Source organism: Tychonema sp. LEGE 07196 (assembly GCF_963890365.1).
Classification (GTDB): Bacteria; Cyanobacteriota; Cyanobacteriia; order Cyanobacteriales; family Microcoleaceae; genus Microcoleus.
In genome coordinates this window covers 113,151-134,625 of sequence record NZ_CAWPRX010000013.1, presented here as the reverse complement: position 1 = coordinate 134,625, position 21,475 = coordinate 113,151, and the positions used below count along the sequence as shown (strand labels likewise).

Below are 21,475 nucleotides of genomic sequence, written 5' to 3'. Positions count from 1 at the left end.
AGAGAAAATACGGAGGTTTTTAAATTAGCTATGTATTATAATTTATGAGCAAAACCGTATTGACAATTTCACCAATTTGTGCAGTGAGTTTAAGGAGAAATTTTTTCGTCTAAAGCTTTTTTGGCCAAGCGGGCTGCATAAACGGTGAGGGCGATCGTTGCTAGCAAACCAATGCCGTAAAGAGCCCACTCAGCAGCAGTGCGCGATCGCCCTTCGGCTCCGAGTGCCGCCAAACTCCCAGCCAGATAACCGATATAAACATACATCACAGTTCCGGGAATCATGCCGAGCCAAGATGCAAAAAAATAGTCTCTGAGAGATACCTGCGTGACTCCAAAAGCATAGTTGAGCAAATTAAATGGGAAAATTGGCGAAAGTCGCGTCAGCAGCACAATTTTCCATCCTTCAGAAGCAACTGCGGAGTCGATCGCCTGAAATTTAGGATTTCCTTCTATCTGTTTGGAAACCCAATCGCGAGTTAAATACCTTCCTATTAAAAAAGCGCAAGTTGCGCCCAAAACCGAGCCGATGGAAACGCAAACCGTGCCGCCAACGACGCCGAACAAAACCCCAGAACCGAGAGTAAGCAAAGAACCGGGAATAAATAAAACCGTAGCGACAATGTAAATTAGAATAAAAGCTGCAGGGCCCCAAGGGCCCAGACTCGCGATCGCCGAAAGCGCGTTTTTTAGAATTGCTTGAAAGTTAAAAAACTGTGCCGCCACAATCAAAGCTACAGCTAAAGCAATCCCTAAAAACAGTTTCCACCTTTGGGATGGTGGCGGATTTTTTTCATCGGGGGATCGCAAATCATTCATTACTTAAAATCTCCATTCTCAATAATATGGGCATAGGGCATGGGGCATGGGGAATTGGGAATTGGAAATTGGGAATTGGGAATTGGGAATTGGGAATTGGGAATTGGGCATTGGGCATAGTTTCTTCCTTCTTCCGACGGACTTACATCCGTTACATCCGTTACATCCCGTACATTGCTCGTTGCCGAACTTCCTTCTTCCGACGGGCTTACATCCGTTACATCCGTTACATCCGTTACATCCCGTACATTGCTCGTTGCCGAACTTCCTTCTTCCTTCTTCCTTCTTAAGTCAAAGTGCCGCCGCAGCTAGAACCTGAACCAGCCGTACAGCCGTAACAATAAGCAGCAGTTTGCACCTCTTGAATCACATCTAAACTGCCAGATTCGAGCAATTTAGCAACAGTTATCTTTTCCCCGCTGCCAGTTTTTGCCGGCAGATTTTCCATTTGATTAAAATCGCAATCGTAGACATTGCCCAAATAGTCGATCGACAACTCATTGCGGCACATTAAATGATCCACAGTACCCGGATTAAAATTATCCTCCAAAAACCCCAGATAAGGCTTGTGAAGTTTCTTATGTTCCAAATGAAACTTAGTCCGTCCCACAGGCAAATTAGTAATCGCGAACAAGTGATTAAAACAAATCCCAAAATGTTCAGCTAAATAAACCTGATAATCTCGCTGTAACTTACCTTGTTCCGCTGTTAGCGAAAACTTATCTGTTGTCGGCACTTGCGGATTGTACACCAAATCCAGAATCAAATTTGGGTTTTTCCCGTATCCCAACTGATTCAGCTTTTGCAGCGCTAAAATCGAACTGTCAAAAACACCGTTACCGCGCATTTTGTCAACATTGTCAGCTTGGTAGCAAGGAAGCGACGCCACAATTCTGAGTTGCTGCTGCGCGCAATATTCAGGAATATCCTCAAATCCTTTTTCAAAGTAAATCGTTAAATTAGAACGAACAATTACCTCTTTACCTGTTGCCCTTGCTGCTTCCGCTATGGGTTTAAAACCGTAAAGCATTTCGGGAGCACCGCCAGTGAGATCAACAGTTTGAATTTGAGGAAAGCGGCGAATGATTTCAATTAATTGGTCGCAAATTTCCGGGGAAAGTTCTTCTGTTCGTTTCGGGCTAGCTTCTACATGGCAGTGAGTGCAAGCGAGGTTGCAGCGTTTCCCGAGGTTAATTTGTAAAACTGTAATCTGCTTTTTAGTTAAAGCTGAGTTGAGTTTGTTTTTGAAAGGCGTGATTGCTGTCTGAATCATGTGCTAAATTTTTCGGTCTGTGCTCGCAACGGATTGAGAGGCGATCGGCCGGAACGCCTCTCATAATTTAGCACTAATTCTTTGGATGCGACAGCGACGGGTTAAAAATCAGTTTGTTGAGAATCGATCGCAACCCGCAACCCAAGGGTGATATTTTCGACATTAATCTGGTTGGAGAGAGTCAACTAATTTTTTAACTCGTGCTTTAATTTCGTCTCGAACGCGGTGAAAAGTTTCGATAGGTTGTCCGTCGGGATCGTCGAGTTGCCAATCTTCAAAGACTTCTTGCAATACCCACGCTTCTGGTAAATTCACGCCGCAGCCGCACAGAGAAATTACTGCGTCGTAGTCTTCTGCATTGAATTCGCTTAGTGGGTTAGATGTTTGATCGGTGATATCAATGCCAATTTCTGACATGACTTGAATTGCTGTCGGGTGAACTCTGCTTGATTCTAAACCGGAACTGCTGACGGCAATTTTGCCATTTCCGATGGTTTTAGCAAATCCTTCTGCCATTTGCGATCGGCAGGAATTTCTTTTGCAAACGAACATTACTTTTTTCATGAGATTTGTTAGTTGTTAATTTTTAGTGAATTTTTAGCCCCGGCGGTTAGAAACCGCGGCTACACAACCGAAGTCTGCCTCCGCAGACTGAAGAGAAATCCTTGATTCTTTAACCCGCTTGGCATGGGTTTTGTTTTTGTAGCCGCGATTTCGATCGCCCGATGTTTCGATCGCCCGGTGATTCGATCGCCCGATGTTTCGATCGCCTTAATTAACTTCCAGGGCGCGATTTGCTAGGGCGATCGCCTCTTTAGCTGCTTGTTCCTTGCGTTCGCTGTGGCGATCGGTCAAATAGTCCGTTTGCTCCCGCAACAACATGGTAAATTTATAAAGTTCCTCCATGACATCGATCGCGCGATCGCGATAAGGCGAATCCTTCATCGTCCCATCCTCATTAAACTCCTGATAAGCCTTAGCAACCGAAGACTGATTAGGAATCGTAAACATCCGCATCCAGCGGCCCAAAATCCTCAAAGTATTCACAGCATTAAAAGACTGCGAACCACCGCTAACTTGCATCACCGCCAAAGTTCGACCTTGGGTGGGTCTGACAGCCCCAATACTTAAAGGAATCCAGTCAATTTGATTTTTCATAATGCCCGTAATATTGCCGTGCATTTCTGGACTAGACCACACTTGACCCTCCGACCACAAACTCAATTCCCGCAATTCCTGAACCTTCGGATGCGTATCGGGAACGCTGCCATAAATCGGCAATTCTTGAGGAGTGAAAAACCGAACTTCTGCACCGAAGCCCTCAATAATTCGAGCCGATTCTTCCGCTAAAAAACGGCTATAAGAACGCTCTCTTAACGAGCCGTATAAAAACAGAATTCTCGGTTTGTGCGTAAAATTTGCCATGATGCTTTTAATTAAAATCCCGAAATCCGTTAGACAGTTCCCGATAAACTGCGACTGCTAATTGTGCTCCCCAAATAGGAGCAACCCAGTAAACCCAATGGTGTTCCCAAATGCCACCAATTAAAGCCGGCCCCAGAGAGCGGGCAGGATTCATGCTCGCTCCGGTAATCGGCCCCATAAATGCAGCTTCCAGTCCTACAGTTAACCCAATTGCTATCCCGGCAAAACCGATATGAGCGCGTCTATCTAATCCCGAACCGAGGATAACAATCATCAAGATAAAAGTTAATACAGTTTCTAACATTAGAGACTGCAACCAATTGCCGTTTAGAGGAACTGTTGCACCGAGATTTGCTACTTTTCCTAAAGTAATTAACAGCAGCGCAGAAGCTGCGATCGCCCCCGCACACTGCGCCAAAACATAGGGCAAAACTTTGTATTTTGGGAAAAAACCGCTCGCCCAAAACCCTAAAGTTACGGCTGGGTTAAAGTGCGCGCCGCTGATGTGTCCGATCGCATAAATCATCGCTGCTACAACTGCACCAAATACAAAACTAACGCCCAAATGAGTTACTGAACCACCGCTAATTTGGTTGACCATCACAGCGCCGGTGCCTGCAAAAACTAGAATAAACGTGCCGAGGCCTTCGGCGATCGCTTCTCGGCTGCAATCTCTCGCCCCTGAAGCTAACTTCTTTACTGTTGCACCCATCGCCATCGACTCATTGGTTCAAATCTATCATATCAAAAAAAATTGATACGTCAACCCTCTTGGTTCGTAGTGAGGACTTTAGTCCGCATCAATCCGAGGACTCGGATTCCGAACCTTCAAACCACCAATATGCGTCAACTCTCTTGGTTCGTAATGAGGACTTTAGTCCGCATCAATCCGAGGACTGAAGTCCGAACGATCAAACCAATAGCGGTTACTTTAGGGGACATAATATTGCTGATTAAGAAATATTGATGGGTCAACCCACGTCAGCACAAGGGCGCGCCGGCAGCATCTGACTGAACCGGCGGTATTCGGCGAGGTACTCTTCCAAGGCGAGAAACTGAGCTAAATTAAGACTGTAGTAAATCCAGCGGCTTTCTTGGCGGCTGCGAACTAAGCCGGCTTCTTTTAGGGTTTTGAGGTGAAAAGAGAGTTTAGATTGAGAGACTCCAAGCCGATCGCACAGATCGCAAACACATAACTCCTGTTCCCGCAGCAACTCCAAAATCTGAATCCGCAGGGGGTCAGAAAGCGCGTGAAAGCCAGCCGAAACAAGTTTTTCGGAAATCGGCAGTTGAGAAGTGCGATCGGGCGCAATTTGAGAATTTTTCACCATCAATTGTAGAAGAAGTCATCAGTCATCAGTCATCAGTCATTAGTCATTAGTCATTAGTGCTGTCGCCTCCGAGCTTTGGGTCCAACGTCATCAGGAAGAAGGAAGAAAAGCAACGGTTTGGGGAATGCGAGAACCTCCTCACCATCGGGTACAGTTGCTATATTTTGCAAAAATCTATATAAAACATCATATTTTCTCAAACTTCATCCCCCAAAATAGGTGCATTTAGCACCGACAGAACATTCCTACTAAATATTAGATATAGTCCAGTAAATTAACAGCAATACTGGTAGGGGCGGGTTTCACTAACCATCTGCAATTCACACCGACAATATCTATAAACCCGCCCATCCTAGACGACAAAATTTGATCGCGGGCAATTCAACGGACATGATATTACTTCGGACTCTGTACCCGCGCCGGCACATCAGTCAATCCGGCCTTTTGCATCAACGAAATTACCCCTACAGATAGAATTCCCCCAACAACTACCCCGACAACTATCAGGATGAGAAAGCCTGTTTGCAGAGTTTTTTTAGTAGCGGGGTGGTACTGTCTGGGCAACTCTTGACCTTGCTCGTCAAGTTCTTGGTCCAAGGGATCTAGCGGATTCGATGGATTTGAGTTAAAAGGATTGGGTGCTTGATTCATGGCTGGCTTTGGTTAAAGGATGTCAACAACTATTTTAACTTGCGATTTGCCCGATCGCCTTAGATAATACCTTCTGGTTTTACTCAAGAATCTATAAATTTTATTAAGATATCGATAATTTTAGCAACATTTTTGATAAAAAATTCGTCTTTATCAATCTAGATCGCAATTCCTTCTAACTTCAAAGATTTCCAGATACTCCCAGTTGTCAAAACTCCATAAATTGTCTGAATATCATGTTCGCGACGCTGGTTAAATATTTGTGTTGCAATGGTTCCCCCTGTGCACTCTCCTCAGCCGGATTGAATGTTGTCGTTTTTGACTTCCACAAAGGCGCTGGCGATTCAATGAAAAGCTGTTCGGGTAGCCGTTTTCTGAATTCAACTAATATCGGTAATACAATTAATCGCGATCGAGTTTATCTAATTTTATATCTCGTACTAGAGGGAGATTACGATCCAAATCTTAGTGCATAAAATCTCTGATTGTTTTTAGGAATTTCGCCAAAAAAAGCCATTTTTTTATGGAAAATAAGACCAGAATTTATCTTGATTTATGCGATACTAAATTGATGCTAAGGCATTTAACGCCCTATGCCACAACAATAGATATCTTGCACTCGGTAACTCTTTTATCTTGAAAAACATCTGCGTTTGTCTCTGCTGGATTCGTCCTTCATCTGCGGTTATTTTCACTCATTAAAAACTTCTGAATCTCAAGTCTAATAAGGATCGAAAACTTAATAACTTAAACAGGTCCTACAGTCCTCTTTCCTGTAATTTGCCAGATAAAATGAGGCTTTTCCTCGCCTATCTGCATTACCAGGCAGAGTGAAAGTAACGAGCAATCGCTTAAGTTCTTAAATTTTCATTGCTAAGTTATTTAAAATATCGCAAGCGAGGCGGGTCGATCAGATTCTATTGCTTAAATTATCAATTTTTGGTGAACCCGCCTCTACAATATTTTACCCTTCTGCTTTGGAAAGGCGATCGAGAGAAATTGTTGCGGCTTGAGATACTTGAGAATTGCTGTCTTTTTCTAAGTATTTCAAAGCAGAGACACTTTTAACACTAGGCAAATTCCCCAAAGCTTCCGCCAGCCTCTGCCTGATCAGCCAATCTTCTGACTGAGTAAAATCGAGGATGCGATCGATCGCCCCAATGTCCTTAATTTCCCCCAAAGCCGAAATCGCCGCCTGCTGAATCACTACTTGCTCGCATTCGAGAGCTTTCAGCAGCACGTCGCGAGCTCGGGGATCTTTGAGATTTCCCAGAGAAACAGCAGCACTAAAGCGCACCAGCCATTCAGTATCTTCATAAAAAGCGCGCACCAAAGCCTCAAAAGCTCGGATATCTTCGAGATAGCCCAAAGCACCCGCAGCATCAGCCCGAATGCCGTAATCAGGTTCAGTTTCTAGTAATTTGACTAGAATGGGATAGCACTCAGGAGTCGGTTTGACTCCGAGAGCAAACACGGCCATCGATCGCACTTGCAAACTTCGATCGTTCAACACCTTTTTAATCAAAGGTACAGCCTCTGCTGCAGGGACGTTCCGCAAGTTAGCCAAAGCTACCATGCGATCGGCAGAATTTTCGCTTTCTAACTTGGCTGCAATTTGCTCTAAGCTTAAAGTTGTCATTATCGGTAAATCTTGTAGTAAAACTTTACATTCTGGTTATTTTGATTATAAGTGAGTCTCCGGTTAAAAGCAGGCAGTAAAAACCGCCCCGATTTGAAATTGCAAACCGATCGCACTATCGATCGAAAACTCGGATTAATGGAAATAATCAATTAGAAAGTCTATTATTAAAATCCCAAGCACAGGCTAGGTGTTTCTGGTGTTTCTGTCATTCCCTAACGCTTTGCCGATATTTATACCAGTTTCCCCCAAAATGCAACTCGGTAGCCCGCGCTCCAAACCCTTATACAATCAATCATTTCCCATCCACAATCGAAAATGGTATTAGCCGCCCTCTGACAACCTGCCCCATCAATTATGTCCTTTTACCACCCACCCTTTTACTCCTCAGCATTAGAACAGGCGATCGACCGCTACCCGCTAACCGCCGTACCAGATACTTCCTTAGCAGCGGCGATCGCCCTGATGAGTCAGTTGGAAAATAGTTGTCCCCTAACCAAAACACCTTTACCCTCAGAACCGGGGGCGATGACCGAAGTCTCCCCGCCGGAACAGGTGCGGGCCTGCTGCGTGCTCGTGGTGCAAGACCAGCAAACTATTACCACAGACAACTTATCCGACAACCCCAGCCGCGGGCTGTTACTGGGGATATTAACTCCCGCCGACTTAGTGAGGCCCATCGCTTCTGGCAAAATAGACACTCAGAAAAAAGGAGCCTCGCACAAAATACCAATTTCCGACATCATGTCTCCGGTGTCGGTTGTCCTCACAGCATCCGAGGATCAAGACGTGTTCGGCGCTTTATCCTTATTTCGCCAGCACAAAATTCGCTATTTGCCGATCGTCAATCAATTTCGCCACTTGGTAGGAGTGCTCACTAGGGAAAGAATTCGCCAAGTATTGCAGCCTTCAAACATTCTGAAATTGCGGCGGGTAGCAGAATTGATGACTACGCCAATTACAGCGCCTCACACCGCGTCGCTGCTGAGCATAGCCGAACTGATGTCAGAGCATCAAGTCAGTTGTGTAGTCATTACAAAAAACAAAGAATTGACAATGGAGAAACCCAAAGATGACTATACCTCCATTTTTCACTATTCCTTTCAGCAACCTCTGGGAATTATTACCGAATACGACATCGTGCAGGCACTGTTTCTCGAAGTAAATTTTGAGCAAACCCTAGCTCAAGAAGTCATGAGAACTCCCCTGCAATTTCTGCAACCTTCCGATTCCCTGTGGACGGCGCACAAACAAATGCAGCAGCAACAAGTGCAGCGGTTGGTGGTGTGCGGAGGGCGCGGAGAACTATTGGGAATTATTACCCAAACCAACTTGCTCCGAGTCCTCGATCCGACCGAAATGTACCGAGTTGTCAAACAGTTGCAGCAGTCGGTTTATCAACTGCAAGCAGAAAAATTGGAACTGCTGCAAAGCCGCAATGCCAAATTGGAACAGCAGGTGCGCGAACGGACTGCCAAACTCCACGAACAGGTGCAGCGCGATCGGCTGCTAACTCAAATTTCCTTGCGGATTCACCAATCCTTAAACCTCGAAGAAATTCTTAACGCCAGCGTCGATGAAGTCCGGCAAGTTCTGCACGCCGACAGAGTAGCCATCGTGCGTTTGGAGTCGAAGGATTTGGGCATTGTCGTGGCAGAATCCGTTGCCTCCAAGTGGTCTTCGATCTTGGGAGAAATCATGCCAGATACAATGTGGCATGAATCTGCATTCGCGATCGAACAGGAAATATACGCCGTCCCCGACATCGAGCAAGCTAATTTGAATGCCGAAACATCTGCACGCTTGCAGCAAGCGCAAATCAAAGCTTATTTGATTGTACCAATTTTGCAAGACAGCAATTTGTGGGGCGTGATGTGCGTCCATCAGTGCTCTAAATCGCGGCAGTGGCAACCTTCGGAAGTGGATTTGCTGCTGCAACTGGCAACTCAAATTGCGATCGCCATTCAGCAAGCCCAACTCTACCAGCAAGTACAAAATCTCAACACCGACCTCGAACGCCAAGTCCAAGAACGCACCGCCCAATTGCAGCAAAAAGTGCAGGAACTCCAGCATTTAAACGTTCTCAAAGATGAATTTCTCAGCACAGTTTCTCACGAACTACGCACGCCTTTAGCTAATATGAAAATGGCTATTCATATGCTGAAAGTTTCTCCCACACCAGACCGACGGCAGATTTATTTAGAAATTTTAGAAACCGAATGTACTAGAGAAACCGATTTGATTAATGCTTTGCTCGATTTGCAGCGCCTCGAAGCCGCAGCTTGCCCGATCGATCTCGAACCAGTAAACTTAGAAGTCTGGCTACCTGCGATTATCGAGCCATTTTACACCCGCACCCAGAACCGCCACCAGCATTTGCGATTTGAGTGCGATTCTCACCTCCCCACGATCAGTTCCAACCGCGCTAGTTTGGGACGAATTTTAGCAGAAATCCTCAACAATGCCTGCAAATATACCGCCAATGACGGCGAAATCTCTCTCAGAGTTGAGTGCAAAAATGGATACTGGGAAGAGGTCGGAAGCGGAAAAAATTCTATCCCAGCAACTGATTTGAGTTCCTTCATCCAATTTAAACTCAGCAATCAATCGTCCATTTCTATACAGGAACTGCCCCGAATTTTTGATAAATTTTATCGAGTTCCCAACGCTGACCCCTGGAAACAAGGAGGGACAGGTTTGGGTTTAGCTTTGGTGCAAAAACTGGTCGAACAGTTGCAGGGCAAAATTGACGTAGAAAGCAGCAATGGCTGGACTAATTTTACCGTAACATTTCCTATTTACCCCGATGAAAATTAGTCCGCCATCAGTCGATTTAAGCCTTGAGATTTACCTCATATCAATTCCGGCTGCACTCTTGGTGATGTTAACAGTCAACAGTCAACAGTCAATAGTCAACAGTGAATTTACTATTCCGATCCTAACGGATTTGATATCACAAATTAATCGGGAAAATTGAAGCCGAGTCTGAAATTTGTAAAAATTTACTTTTTCGGAGTTTAGTCCTCATATCAGGTCCGGTAGATTAATAACAAAAACGGTTGGTTCGTAGTGCGGACTAATTTGATATCGGTCAATCGAGCGGACATGATATCATCCATTTGAAGACTCAACTCCAAACGCTCAAACAAATCTGATGATTGTCGTCCTTTTGCGACATGGTATCACTCTTTTTTCGGAGCTAGTTTGCGGATGCCAGACTCTACTGGTATAAAATTTAAATATTCATTTTTGTCTTCCAGAGCTAATGATTTAGATGCTTGATACTTCTTACCTTTGGTGGGATTATTGGCAACTGTACCCAAGCAGGGTATGCCAAAATTTTCTAATTGACTGAAAACTTTTTTGACTACAGAAAACTTGGTCTTGCGAAGTGCTACAACCATTAGCATTCCATCTGTGCGCGCCGCTAAATAATTCGCATCTTTACTGTCAAGCAGCGGTGGCGTATCGTAGATAACTAAGTCAAATGTTGCGTGAAGTTCATCCATTAAATACTGCATCCCAGATGAAGCAAGCCGTCTAGCAACACCAGGAATAGGAAGACCCGCAGTTAATACAAAAAGATTATCTTCTAGATGCGATCGCTGGATAATTTCATTAGGTTGGTTTTTACTGTCGTCGAGCAAGTTGCTCAATCCCTTTAGATTAGGCACTTCCAAGAGCAAGTGCAAGCTGGGCGAATGCAAATCGGCATCTACTAACAGCACTCGCTGGCCCGCCAGCGCAGCAACGTGAGCTAAGTTTAAAGCAACGGTAGATTTGCCTTCACCAACTGTAGCCGAACCAACTGCCAAAGATCCAATAGTTCGATTTGAAGAAAGAAAGCGAATATTAGTATAAAGAGAGTCAAAAGCTTCTATAAATTCCGAAGCAACTTTTTTATCCCCCTCTTTTTTTTCAAGATAAGTATAGGAATTAGCAATAGAAGGCGGAAATTTTTTAGCATTTTTGTCCCGAGGAATCACTCCCAATAAAGGTGCATCAAACGCATCTTTAATGTCGTCAGCAGTGTAGAAAATATTGCGGAACTTTTCAATCAGGATAGCCACTCCCACACCCAACACTAGCCCCCCAACAATTGCCATAAAAAATTTGTTGGCATTTTTCGAGCCTACCGGAGTATAATCGCCAGTCTTAGGATCTCGCGGTATCCGGGGTTCAGAAATTACTTCCCAAGGTACTTGGCTTTGAGCTGCTTGGACCCGCAGAGTTTCTCGCTGAGTTAAAAGTTGATCGCGGGTGCGCGCTGCTATGTCTAATTGCTGTTGCAGTTCGTTGTAGCGACGAGCTATACTGGGAAATTCTCTTGCTTGTCGGCTCAAATCATTTTTTGTTTGGGCGATCGCCTGACTGCGAGCTTCTAAAACTTGAACTTGGTTAGCAGTATCAACCAATTGTTTGATCAAGCCTATGCGAATCGAATTTTGAAAATTCTGAACTTTAGCATTGGCTTCAGGGCCTACTAAATTTTGCCCCAAAATTCGATCAGTTTGCTGGTTGAGTAAAGCTACTAAATTTGCCCGCTTGCGCTCTAAAGCTTCCACTATCGGGTTAGCAGATTTAAAACGAGCTGTTTCTACAGCAATCTGACCTTCTACTTCCTTAACCTTGGTCAGCAACTCTTTATATTGAGGTTCTTCGCTTAAAGCTGAAGCGGCAATAGCTTCATTTGGTGTAAAATCTAATTGCTTTTGCAAGTTAGCGTACAGCGTTTTCTGTTCCTGCAGCAGCCTTTGAGTTTCTAACTCTAAAGTTTCTACTGTGCGAACTTGCTGGATCAATTGCGCGCCTTGTTCTTTAGGATCTGTAATTTTTTGCTGCTGCTGTATCACCTGTAACTCCGACTTCAGGTCATTTACGCGCTTGTTAAGTCCCGGAAGCTGGTTTTCAATAAAATTAACACCTTCACCAATGCGACTCTTGCGTTCGTCAAGGCTGTACTTTAAATATTTCTTTTTAACTTCTTGTAAAACAAACTTAATTAATTCAGGTTCCTGGCCCAGGAAACGAACTTCCAAAATTTTAGTTTGCGTCAGCTCATTATCTCCGACGCGCAAAACGACTAATCCTTTTTTCAGAAGTTCCTCGGTCATTTTTGGATATTTTTTTTGGACTTGTTTCACAATAGCCGATAGCATCTGAGGACTCTGGAGAATTTGCAGTTGAGTTGCGTAGTCCAAACTAAAAAAATCTCGACTGGGCACTCCGCCACCCTCGCTGCGATTGGCTAGAGCAGCGGGGTCAGCAATTCTTGCCTCTGTTGTCACGGGTTCCACAAGCAGACTAAAATCGCCTTGATATGTTTTCTTGCTTTGCTTGATCTGAAAATAAATTCCACCGCCTGCTAGAGCGACAATCCCAATGATGACTAAGGCTTTGCGCCCCAGAGTCCTAAATAACGGGTTGAGATTCAATCCTTTTTGAGGCTGCGCGCCTAACTCTTCTCCCTCGTCAACGGAAAATTGCTGCACCTGTCGGCTCTGGTTGGTAATGGGTACGAGATGAGCGTCCTGTTCTTTTTCCATGTTGACCTCTTTCATATTTTTTTGGTAAAATCAGCTTTGTTGTGCGACCCTTCTGGTTGATACTTTCACCATTGACTTCAGGATATCACAGGAGATTATTGGTTGGTCGGTTCTAGTTCCTGCTAATAATTCTCACTACTTTCACATCATATACAAAAATAACTAAATTCCTATGTTTTGCCTGCTGCAAAAGTTTTTTTACTAATTGCTTGAGAGTTGTATCCGACTGTATTGTGGTCTGCTGTGTTGTGCTTATATTCTGGGTTTCTGGGCGGCTGTACCCACTTTTTAGGATGTCGCTGAGATCGCCTCTAGCGCGATAACTTTACCAAAATTTTACAATTTGTCCTCACACCTCAGCAGCCGATCGCGCTGCTATTGCCTTCTCCTCTATTCTGCCACTTTTCTGTCAGGCATCAACTGTAGCATCTGTTAAATTATACGCTAATTGACCGACTAAAAAGTTGGCCATTTTGCAGATAGATATAATTAGCAGCCTTCAGCAGATTTTTTGAACTGTAACTAATCGAATCAATTTCCGAAAAAAATCTGTCTTTTATTTTAATAATAAACTTTTTGACGAGCTGGATGACTGCTTAAATCGCTCGACTTATTTGTCGGCATAAGTATATCACATACTACTCTAAATAGTGCCGTACATACATAAAAATTAATAACTGGCAAGTTCAAAGTCGATCGACATCTCGAAAAGATCAAACTTCTGGGTGTTTGTATCGGGGCAAAGCGCGATCGAGAATATGATGTTTTTTCTTAGAAAAATTAGGTTATAGGGCAATACCATTTACTTAACTCAACGTAGGGTGCGTCGCCAAAAACAACTCTCGCCCTAGAGCGCCAGATTAAACGAGCGACGCACCCTACAACTTATAACTGCTTCCCAGGCTCTGCGAAAAGAACCCATATTTAGAGGATCTGCCTCGGCACACGATTAGGGAGGCAGAGCCTGGTAACGAGTAGAAGACTCCAATTAGTCAGAGCCAAGAAAGAGTTCGTAATTGATGGGAACATAGCTATAGATATCGCCCAGATTAGCTGTTGGTAGTTGTTACTTTTTGAGTTTACTCATTCCACTTAGCTGAATCTTTGCTTAGCGATCCTGTGCTTTCTTTTCTCGAAGCTGCAACAAAATTGCTGCATGAACTTCGCGGGTAATGGGATAAAAATATGTGAGAATCATGCCGCAAATTAAAGCAATTGTGGGCAGGGGGCCGATCGCAACTCGAATCGCGAACAGCGCGGAATCCGGCTGTATGGGAGGGGCTTGTCCCTGAACTGTGGCAAGAAATCCAGCTTGTTCTAATGCTTGTCCTACAAACCACAAGCCCAATGCCAAACCAATTTTTTGCAGCAAGACCATAAACGAATAAAACACGCCTTCGCGTCTTTCTCCTGTTTGGAGTTCGTCGAGTTCAATCACATCCGGTATCATCGACCAAGGTATGAGATAAGCAGTGGAAACTCCCACCCCTGCCATTACTGCTAACAAATACATCTGGACTACTTGTCCCGGTTGCAGGAAAAACAGTCCGGCTTGGGCGATAATCCACAAACTCATGCCCATAAAATAAACAGCTTTTTTGCCGTATCGCTCGCTGACTTTACTCCAAACAAATAACATGGCGAGTGCGGTGCCTTGAACGGCGATCGCAGTTTGGGTAAAAGTTGCAGCCGGCAGTTTCATCCAGTTGATGACAAAATAGGGCAAAATAGAAGCAGTTAATTGCACGCCCAGCCAAGAACAGAGATAAATTCCAATTACGTATAAAAAAGGGCGATTGTTCAATGCAATCCGCACCTGTTCTTTCAGCGGCAAGGAAGTTGAAGTGTCTTCTCCTGGATCGGTTGAAAATTGAGAGAATACTTGTTGACGGGTTCCGAAAAAGCACCAGTACAAAGGTAATACTGAAATCACTGCACAGAGTGCGCCTAATATTAAGTATTTTTGGATGTCATCTTTAACTAAGGCAAAGATAATTTGCGCTATAATTAGCGACAAAATGCTGCCGCCGATGGAGAAAGAAAACCGAAAACTGTTAAGGCTAGTGCGTTCGTTGTAGTCTTGGGTTAATTCTGGAGTGAGGGCGGTGTAAGGCAGGTTAACGGCGGTGTAGGCGGTGTTAAATAAAATGCCGATCGCCACATAGTACCAAAACAATATCGTGGGATCTTTGCTGGGAACAATCCACTGCAAAAAGAAGAAGATACCGAAAGGAATTGCGCCGTAAACCATCCAAGGATAGCGGCGGCCCCAGCGATGAGATGTGCGATCGCTCAAAACCCCCACAATCGGGTCATTTATGGCATCCCAAACCTTACCGATTAACAAAATGTTACTAGCAGTACCCGCAGCCAAACCTGCTACGTTAGTAAAGAAAAACAGCAGGAAAAATACCAGAACATTCGCCGTAATTGCGGGGCCGAGGTCTCCGGCACCGTAAGCTAATTTAGTTGAGAAACTGAGTTTTTTTGTTTCGGGGTTGTTGGCTGCTGCTTCAGGCGGGGAAGTGTTGCTCATAAACTTTTGTTTCGGGATTTTTGGGCAGTCGCAGTCTTTGCAGTATGGAGTATAACTCACGCTATGCCGCAATACTAAGTTTTTTTGGGCGATCGGGATGATTGTGAATAATCCGTAATTGGTAGTCGATCGACAAATGCTTCCCAAGCATAATCGCTGATTCGTCAATATCTTTTGCATCGAGCAAGTAAAGCATTTTTGCTATGTTGCAAATAGCGTTTATTTGTATTGGCGGTGTTGTGCCCAGTTCGCTGACACCGACACCGCACTATTGGAGGCAGATTCCGAAACGGAACAGCTACAGCATTTTTTGTGATTTTTTGTTAGCTGTTTGCCGTTTTGTTGCGAAATGTTTTGGTTGTTACATGAGTTTTTAATCCGATAATATGTATGCTCTTATACCATTTTTCTAAAGATGTGCTATGGATGAAGTCTTAGCCCCCCCCTTGATAAGGGGGGGTTGGGGGGGTAATATCTAGCGCTACTTTATTTCATTGGTATTAGTACCAAATTGGGGTAACATACTCCCTTGATAATGGAACCGCGAAGACGCAAAGAACGCGAAGAGAAGAGGAAAGAGAAGAGTCAGAATATCGAGGGGATGACAAACTGGGATTTGGTAGTAAATCTTCAACCCGGTTTGTAGGCCGAATCAGAGTTTTAGCGATCGACCTACAAAAAAACTGGGCTCGCTCAGGCAAGGGGCGCAATTTTTGTGCTACAAATTTTGTTGAATCGTGTCGCAACATTCAGCAACTGTTGCTCTTTTTTCCATTGTTTCAACTAGGGCTTCGTAAGCTGATTTATGGCTTTCGAGTAGGTTTTTTGCTCGTAGGGAAGCTAAGTTTTGTTTGAGTTGAATTTCGGAATTGGGACGGCGCAGTTGTGTGAGGATGGCGCGGATTTTTGTGCGGTCTTCTACGCCGCCTTGTGCGCTGCCATAAACAATTTTTTCGGCTACTATTCCGGCCATCCACACTGTACAATATTGATCTAAAATTTGGGATGAAAGAGTGCCGCTTTGGAGTTGAGATGCTAGTTGTTCGTCTTCAAATCGGACGCCGCCTTGGGCTGTTTGACCTTGTTTGAAGGCTTCAAGCGCGCTGAGGGCGTAGCTGCTTACGGGAATTCCTAACAGGTGGGCGACTAGGAAGTGCCCGGCTTCGTGGTGAAGGATGCGATCGCGCTTTTGTTTGGAACTTCCCCCAAGCAAATCTACTAAAATTGTACCGCCTTGACCTTGCCACTGGAAAGTGTCGAGGGTGGCTAGCCCCAACAGGCAAAAAGTGGCGATCGCAGGTACGGCTTCTGGCAAGTTGAATAAAGGGCCCAATATTATGGAAACGGTGATGGCGAAGATCGAAATAGCGATAATATTCAAAGAAGTGTCTTTCATAATTGGGAATTGGTAATGGGGAATTGGTAATGGGTAATTTGTAATAGGAAATTGGGCATCGGGCATCGGCCCGCGCAGGGCATCGGCCCGCGCAGGGCATCAGCCAAACAGGGCATCGGTTGAATTATTTTTTTTCCTTCTTTCTTCAGAAAGGCGAAAAGTTACATCAGCCCGATCGCTTACCGGCCGGGACTTATGAAAAAAACATACCATCTTCTAGTTTGACTGAAAATTGCCGATCGTCCGCCACCTATATTAAAAAGATATTAAAATAAATCAAAGTAAAGTAAAAGTGTTAGTGGAATCCTTCATGTCAGTTTTGGCAGCGATCGCAGTTTTAGGTATCTTGATTGTCGTTCACGAACTCGGCCACTTCTTGGCGGCGAGACTTCAACACATTCACGTCAACCGCTTCTCTATCGGTTTCGGCCCCATCCTGTGGAAGTACCAAGGCCCGGAAACAGAATACGCCATCCGCGCCTTTCCCCTGGGAGGTTTCGTGGGTTTCCCGGATGACGATCCAGAAAGCAATATTCCCCCCAATGACCCGAATTTGCTGCGAAATCGCCCCGTACTCGATCGGGCGATCGTGATTAGCGCCGGGGTGATTGCCAACTTGATTTTTGCTTACTTCCTGCTGGTGGTGCAATTGACCACTGTCGGCGCAGCATCCATGAACTACCTACCGGGAGTTAAAGTCCCGGAAGTCGCAGCAGAAGTAAGTTCGGCCGCCTTCCAAGCGGGAATTCGATCGGGCGACATTGTTCTGTCCGTTGACGGCAAGGAATTGGGCGCTTCCCGCGAAGCAATCAAATCTCTAGTCTCAGCAATCCAAGATCATCCCAACCAACCCCTAGCGTTAGAAATTCAGCGTGCAGAACAAAAATTTGTCGTGACAGTCACTCCCGAAAAGTCCCCCGACGGTAAAGGCCGCATTGGCGTACAGCTAACTTCTAACGGAACTGTCGTGCGGGATCGGGCGGGAATTCTAGATGCCTTTAGCATGGCGGCGACTGAATTTCAGCGGATTGTAGTGCTGACTGTGGAAGGTTTCGGGCAGTTAGTTACCAATTTCGGTCAAACCGCAAAACAGTTGTCCGGGCCCGTAGCAATTGTGGCCGCCGGTGCAGGGATTGCGCGATCGGATGCAGCGAATTTGTTTCAGTTTGCCGTGTTAATTAGCATCAATTTGGCTGTGATTAATATCTTGCCTTTACCTGCTTTGGATGGCGGTCAGCTAGCTTTTTTGTTAATAGAAGGACTGCGGGGCAAACCTCTGCCGAACCGCATTCAGGAAAATGTGATGCAGACTGGTTTGATGCTGTTGCTGGGTTTGGGAATTTTCTTAATTGTTCGCGATACTGTTAATTTGGCAGGCATCGATTTGATGCGAAATCTTCGACAGCAGTAGTCATTGGTCGTCAGTCATCAATCATTAGTCAGCAGTCATTAGTCATTACAACGCTGATGACTGTTGAATAATATAAAATAACCAGTAAATTTGGGGAAAACAGCAATGATTACACAACTGCAATCTCCCGACAAATCTCAGATTATCTACCCAGATGATAACGGCGAACCAATGTCAGACAATACCGAACAGTTTAGATTGATCGTGTGGATTAAAGAAAATTTAGAACTGTTATTTGCGAGCGTGGTTGATGTTTTTGTAGCGGGAAAATTACTGTGGTATCCAGTAGAAGGAAATAACAAAATTTCTCAAGCGCCAGATGTGATGGTAGCCTTCGGAAGACCGAAAGGTTATCGAGGCTCCTACCAGCAGTGGAACGAAGATAATATTGTGCCGCAAGTCGCCTTTGAAATTTGGTCGCCGGGAAATCGCCTGACTCCGATGCTGCAAAAATTGAGATTTTATGAACAATACGGCGTAGAAGAATATTATTTGTACGATCCAGCAAATCGGGATTTGACTATATGGGAGCGTCGAGAGGAACGATTAGAACCAATCGAAGAAGTGAACGGCTGGGTAAGTCCCAGAATGGGAGTGCGGTTTCAGCTATCAGAAACTGAACTACAAATATTCAGGCCTGATGGCACACCGTTTGTGAGTTTTGTGGAACTCGCTCAACTTCGAGAGCAAGCAGAATCAAGGGCCGAACAAGAACGGCAAAGGGCCGAACAAGAACGGCAAAGGGCCGAACAAGCAGAAACTATGCTGGAACAAGAACGATCGCGCTCGCAAGCTTTAGAAGCGAGACTCCGAGACATGGGAATCGACCTCAATCAGTTGTAAATGACTAATATCAACTTCGATCGATTAACCGCAATCAGTAAAATTTGTAGTGCCTCCTAGTGTCCGCACTACAAATAGTTTTGATATAACAAATAACAACTAACAACTAACAACTAACAAACAACAAATAACAAATAACAAATAACAAATAACAAATAACAAATAACAAATAACAAATGACTAAAAAGTTAAGTTTAAAACAACGATCGCTCGAAATTCTGATTCGCCTCAAACGCCTGTATCCAGAAGCTCCTTGCACTCTCAACTACGAAACTCCGGTGCAGTTGTTGGTGGCGACGATTCTCTCGGCTCAGTGTACGGATGAGCGAGTAAACCTGGTAACGCCCGCCTTGTTTGAGCGTTTCCCCGATGCGGAGGCTTTGGGAAATGCTGATTTAGATGAATTGGAGCGTCTGGTGCGATCGACTGGTTTTTACCGAAATAAGTCTAAAAATATTAAAGCTGCTTGTTGGGCGATCGTCAACAAATTCAACAATCAAGTGCCGCAGCAAATGGAACTGCTGCTAGAATTGCCCGGAGTTGCCCGCAAAACAGCTAATGTCGTTCTCGCTCACGCTTTTGGTATTCATATGGGCGTGACAGTAGACACCCACGTCAAGCGTTTGAGTCAACGGTTGGGATTGACCGAACATACCGATCCGAATCGGATCGAGCGGGATTTGATGCTATTGTTGCCGCAGCCGGATTGGGAAAATTGGTCGATTCGGTTAGTTTATCACGGTCGGGCGGTTTGTAATGCAAGAAAGCCGATTTGCAATATTTGCGAACTTGCCGATTTGTGCCCTTCTGCTAATAGTTAGATGTTGCACTATTTTCAGGAACAAGCAAGATGCCTGTGGTTAAAAATATTGTCAACAAAAAAAGTAATTTAAATAAAAGCGATCCGAAATGACCAAAATATAGTAAAATAGTTGATCGTGATTTATCTAAGGATATAAACTGAGTTATGGCAAAAAAGAGCATGATCGAGCGCGAGAAAAAGCGCCAAGCACTCGTAGACAAGTACGCTGACAAGCGGGAAGACCTGAAAGAGCAGTTTGACCAAGCTAGCAACCAGATGGACAAAATGGCGATTCACCGACAACTGCAACAGCTACCCCGCAGCAGTTCGCGGACTCGCTTGCGGAACCGCTGCTGGGCAACAGGACGGCCCAGAGGTTACTATCGCGACTTCGGACTGTCTCGCAACGTGATGCGAGAAATGGCTCACGAAGGTCTTTTGCCCGGTGTTGTGAAGTCTAGCTGGTAGCAGAAAGAACGAAGTTCGGCAACGGATTTCGTATTTCGTAACGGATTTAACGGATAGAAGAAAGAAGGGTTTAGTTATCGTCGCGAGAGAGGGAAGAAATAAGAAGGAATGAAGAAAAACTTATGAATAATCGGCAAGATTATATTTAGGGTTAATTTTTGTTTCAGACTTTCTTCCTTCTTCCTTCTTCCTTCTTCCTTCTTCCTTCTTCCTTCTTCCTTCTTCCTTCTTCCTTCTTCCTTCTTCCTTCTTCTCTTTCTTGCTTCACTGACCGCAGCATTTATCGATGCCGAGACTTTCGAGTAATAAGTCGCTGACGGCATTGGCGATCGCAAATTCGCCGTAAAAGCTTTTAGAAAAATCATAGGCCTGCATTTCGGTGACGATCGCAATTACGAGGCTGCCCACGTCGTTTTCGCCTTCCATACGCTGGCGGACATAGATTTGGGCAGCTCTTTTAGCTATTTGCTGGTTGGCAGCTTCTGGGATAAACTCGGAGTCTAGCCATGCGAGCAGCGTTTGTTGGAGCCACTGACCTTCTTGCTCTGGGTTTTGGGCGGGCGGTAAGGTAATAGGTTCGATGGTTTCAGACATAATTATTCCTAATTGCTAATGTTGACTTTGAAAAGTTAGCGGACAAATGACAACTGATAAATATATGCAATATGATATACCGTCAATTATACAGGGATACGCGCAAGGCTACTTCTTGATGGCAAATGACGGCGAAGAGAGTTTGGGGTGGTATTCGAGCCGTCAGCGGGCGCTGATACCGCTAGATGAAAGATTTACCTATCCGCGATCGCTGAGCCGCGCTATAAATCAAAATCGGTTTTCAGTGGCTGTAAACCGCGATTTTGGGGCGGTGGTTGAGGGTTGTGCCGATCGGGAAACGACCTGGATTTCTAAGGAGCTCAAGCAGATTTACTGGCGTTTGTATGAGGCCGGTTGGGCTTACAGCTTCGAGACTTGGTGCGGCGACGAATTGGCGGGCGGTATTCTGGGATTGTCTATAGGCGGTGCGTTTATTGGCGAATCGATGTTTTACCGAATTTCCGAGGGTTCTAAGGTGGCGATGGTAAAGTTGGTGGAGAGATTGCGCGATCGATCTTATCTACTTTTTGACGCTCAAATGAACAATCCCCACTTGGAAAGATTCGGAGCATATACTGTCAACCAAAAACAGTACAACACTCTTTTGCAAGCCGCTTTAAAACGCCGCTGTTCGCTCTTGTGAATATTCTTACCTGGCAAATAGCACTTCCGCATTCTCACCCGATACACCTACTTCAAATAATAGTATAATTAAGCATAGATACTTCTCGGAGACCACCAC

General features: G+C 44.8%; 20 protein-coding genes. 7 read left to right on the top strand and 13 right to left on the bottom strand.

What is annotated here, in order from left to right:
* Positions 1-89: 89 nt before the first annotated feature.
* Entirely contained in the window at positions 90-818 is a 729-nt protein-coding gene (locus AACV78_RS01910) for a TVP38/TMEM64 family protein (RefSeq protein ID WP_194008654.1), read from the bottom strand.
* 26 nt (positions 819-844) lie between these two features.
* Between AACV78_RS01910 and AACV78_RS01905 the strand changes: the two genes are divergently transcribed.
* Entirely contained in the window at positions 845-1,108 is a 264-nt protein-coding gene (locus AACV78_RS01905; protein WP_194008705.1) for a hypothetical protein, read from the top strand.
* Here the strand turns inward: AACV78_RS01905 and arsS are convergent.
* The 7 genes from arsS to AACV78_RS01870 all read right to left on the bottom strand — a co-directional run bounded on the left by arsS (position 1,105) and on the right by AACV78_RS01870 (position 7,137).
* Positions 1,105-2,091 (bottom strand): arsenosugar biosynthesis radical SAM (seleno)protein ArsS, encoded by a 987-nt coding sequence (gene arsS / locus AACV78_RS01900; protein ID WP_194008655.1) that lies wholly within the window; start codon positions 2,089-2,091, stop codon positions 1,105-1,107. The genes AACV78_RS01905 and arsS overlap by 4 nt on opposite strands.
* Before the next feature lie 162 nt (positions 2,092-2,253).
* Positions 2,254-2,655, bottom strand: a complete 402-nt coding sequence (arsC, locus tag AACV78_RS01895) for an arsenate reductase, glutathione/glutaredoxin type (RefSeq protein WP_194008656.1) — start codon at positions 2,653-2,655, stop codon at positions 2,254-2,256.
* A 207-nt stretch (positions 2,656-2,862) separates the two neighbouring features.
* On the bottom strand, positions 2,863-3,516 hold the full coding sequence (gene arsH / locus AACV78_RS01890) for an arsenical resistance protein ArsH (RefSeq protein WP_194008657.1): 654 nt from the start codon (positions 3,514-3,516) through the stop codon (positions 2,863-2,865).
* A 7-nt stretch (positions 3,517-3,523) separates the two neighbouring features.
* The gene (locus AACV78_RS01885) at positions 3,524-4,228 is read right to left on the bottom strand and encodes an MIP/aquaporin family protein (RefSeq protein ID WP_194008658.1); all 705 of its coding nucleotides are present in this window, start codon (positions 4,226-4,228) and stop codon (positions 3,524-3,526) included.
* Between the two features lie 259 nt (positions 4,229-4,487).
* Positions 4,488-4,847 carry an ArsR/SmtB family transcription factor gene (locus AACV78_RS01880; RefSeq protein ID WP_194008659.1) on the bottom strand — a complete coding sequence of 120 codons (360 nt, stop codon included), beginning with the start codon at positions 4,845-4,847 and terminating at the stop codon, positions 4,488-4,490.
* 396 nt (positions 4,848-5,243) lie between these two features.
* Entirely contained in the window at positions 5,244-5,498 is a 255-nt protein-coding gene (locus tag AACV78_RS01875; RefSeq protein WP_194008660.1) for a hypothetical protein, read from the bottom strand.
* Between the two features lie 964 nt (positions 5,499-6,462).
* On the bottom strand, positions 6,463-7,137 hold the full coding sequence (locus AACV78_RS01870; RefSeq protein ID WP_194008661.1) for a HEAT repeat domain-containing protein: 675 nt from the start codon (positions 7,135-7,137) through the stop codon (positions 6,463-6,465).
* A gap of 357 nt (positions 7,138-7,494) precedes the next feature.
* On the opposite strand from AACV78_RS01870, the gene AACV78_RS01865 reads away from it, so the two are divergent.
* Positions 7,495-9,954 carry a CBS domain-containing protein gene (locus AACV78_RS01865; RefSeq protein WP_194008662.1) on the top strand — a complete coding sequence of 820 codons (2,460 nt, stop codon included), beginning with the start codon at positions 7,495-7,497 and terminating at the stop codon, positions 9,952-9,954.
* Between the two features lie 365 nt (positions 9,955-10,319).
* On the opposite strand, the gene AACV78_RS01860 is transcribed toward AACV78_RS01865, so the two are convergent.
* From AACV78_RS01860 to AACV78_RS01845, 4 genes are all read right to left on the bottom strand, one after another.
* Complete coding sequence (locus AACV78_RS01860) at positions 10,320-12,698, bottom strand: GumC family protein (RefSeq protein WP_228042040.1); 2,379 nt, start codon at positions 12,696-12,698, stop codon at positions 10,320-10,322.
* Positions 12,699-13,791: 1,093 nt separating this feature from the next.
* Positions 13,792-15,219, bottom strand: a complete 1,428-nt coding sequence (locus AACV78_RS01855) for an MFS transporter (RefSeq protein WP_194008663.1) — start codon at positions 15,217-15,219, stop codon at positions 13,792-13,794.
* A gap of 61 nt (positions 15,220-15,280) precedes the next feature.
* Complete coding sequence (locus AACV78_RS01850; RefSeq protein ID WP_255512916.1) at positions 15,281-15,415, bottom strand: hypothetical protein; 135 nt, start codon at positions 15,413-15,415, stop codon at positions 15,281-15,283.
* Positions 15,416-15,937: 522 nt separating this feature from the next.
* Positions 15,938-16,615: an ATP-dependent Zn protease gene (locus AACV78_RS01845; protein WP_194008664.1), complete on the bottom strand. Its 678-nt coding sequence runs from the start codon at positions 16,613-16,615 to the stop codon at positions 15,938-15,940.
* A 310-nt stretch (positions 16,616-16,925) separates the two neighbouring features.
* Here AACV78_RS01845 and rseP point away from each other — a divergent pair, with 310 nt between their 5' ends.
* The 4 genes from rseP (at position 16,926) to rpsN (ending at position 20,139) form a co-directional block, all read left to right on the top strand.
* On the top strand, positions 16,926-18,026 hold the full coding sequence (rseP, locus tag AACV78_RS01840; RefSeq protein ID WP_194008665.1) for an RIP metalloprotease RseP: 1,101 nt from the start codon (positions 16,926-16,928) through the stop codon (positions 18,024-18,026).
* Between the two features lie 105 nt (positions 18,027-18,131).
* Positions 18,132-18,869 (top strand): Uma2 family endonuclease, encoded by a 738-nt coding sequence (locus AACV78_RS01835; protein WP_194008666.1) that lies wholly within the window; start codon positions 18,132-18,134, stop codon positions 18,867-18,869.
* A gap of 176 nt (positions 18,870-19,045) precedes the next feature.
* Positions 19,046-19,690: an endonuclease III gene (gene nth, locus AACV78_RS01830; protein ID WP_194008667.1), complete on the top strand. Its 645-nt coding sequence runs from the start codon at positions 19,046-19,048 to the stop codon at positions 19,688-19,690.
* Between the two features lie 146 nt (positions 19,691-19,836).
* Positions 19,837-20,139 carry a 30S ribosomal protein S14 gene (gene rpsN / locus AACV78_RS01825; protein WP_194008668.1) on the top strand — a complete coding sequence of 101 codons (303 nt, stop codon included), beginning with the start codon at positions 19,837-19,839 and terminating at the stop codon, positions 20,137-20,139.
* Between the two features lie 264 nt (positions 20,140-20,403).
* Here rpsN and AACV78_RS01820 read toward each other — a convergent pair whose 3' ends face one another.
* Positions 20,404-20,733 carry a hypothetical protein gene (locus AACV78_RS01820; RefSeq protein ID WP_194008669.1) on the bottom strand — a complete coding sequence of 110 codons (330 nt, stop codon included), beginning with the start codon at positions 20,731-20,733 and terminating at the stop codon, positions 20,404-20,406.
* A gap of 64 nt (positions 20,734-20,797) precedes the next feature.
* On the opposite strand from AACV78_RS01820, the gene aat reads away from it, so the two are divergent.
* Complete coding sequence (gene aat, locus AACV78_RS01815; RefSeq protein WP_194008702.1) at positions 20,798-21,376, top strand: leucyl/phenylalanyl-tRNA--protein transferase; 579 nt, start codon at positions 20,798-20,800, stop codon at positions 21,374-21,376.
* Positions 21,377-21,475 lie beyond the last annotated feature (99 nt).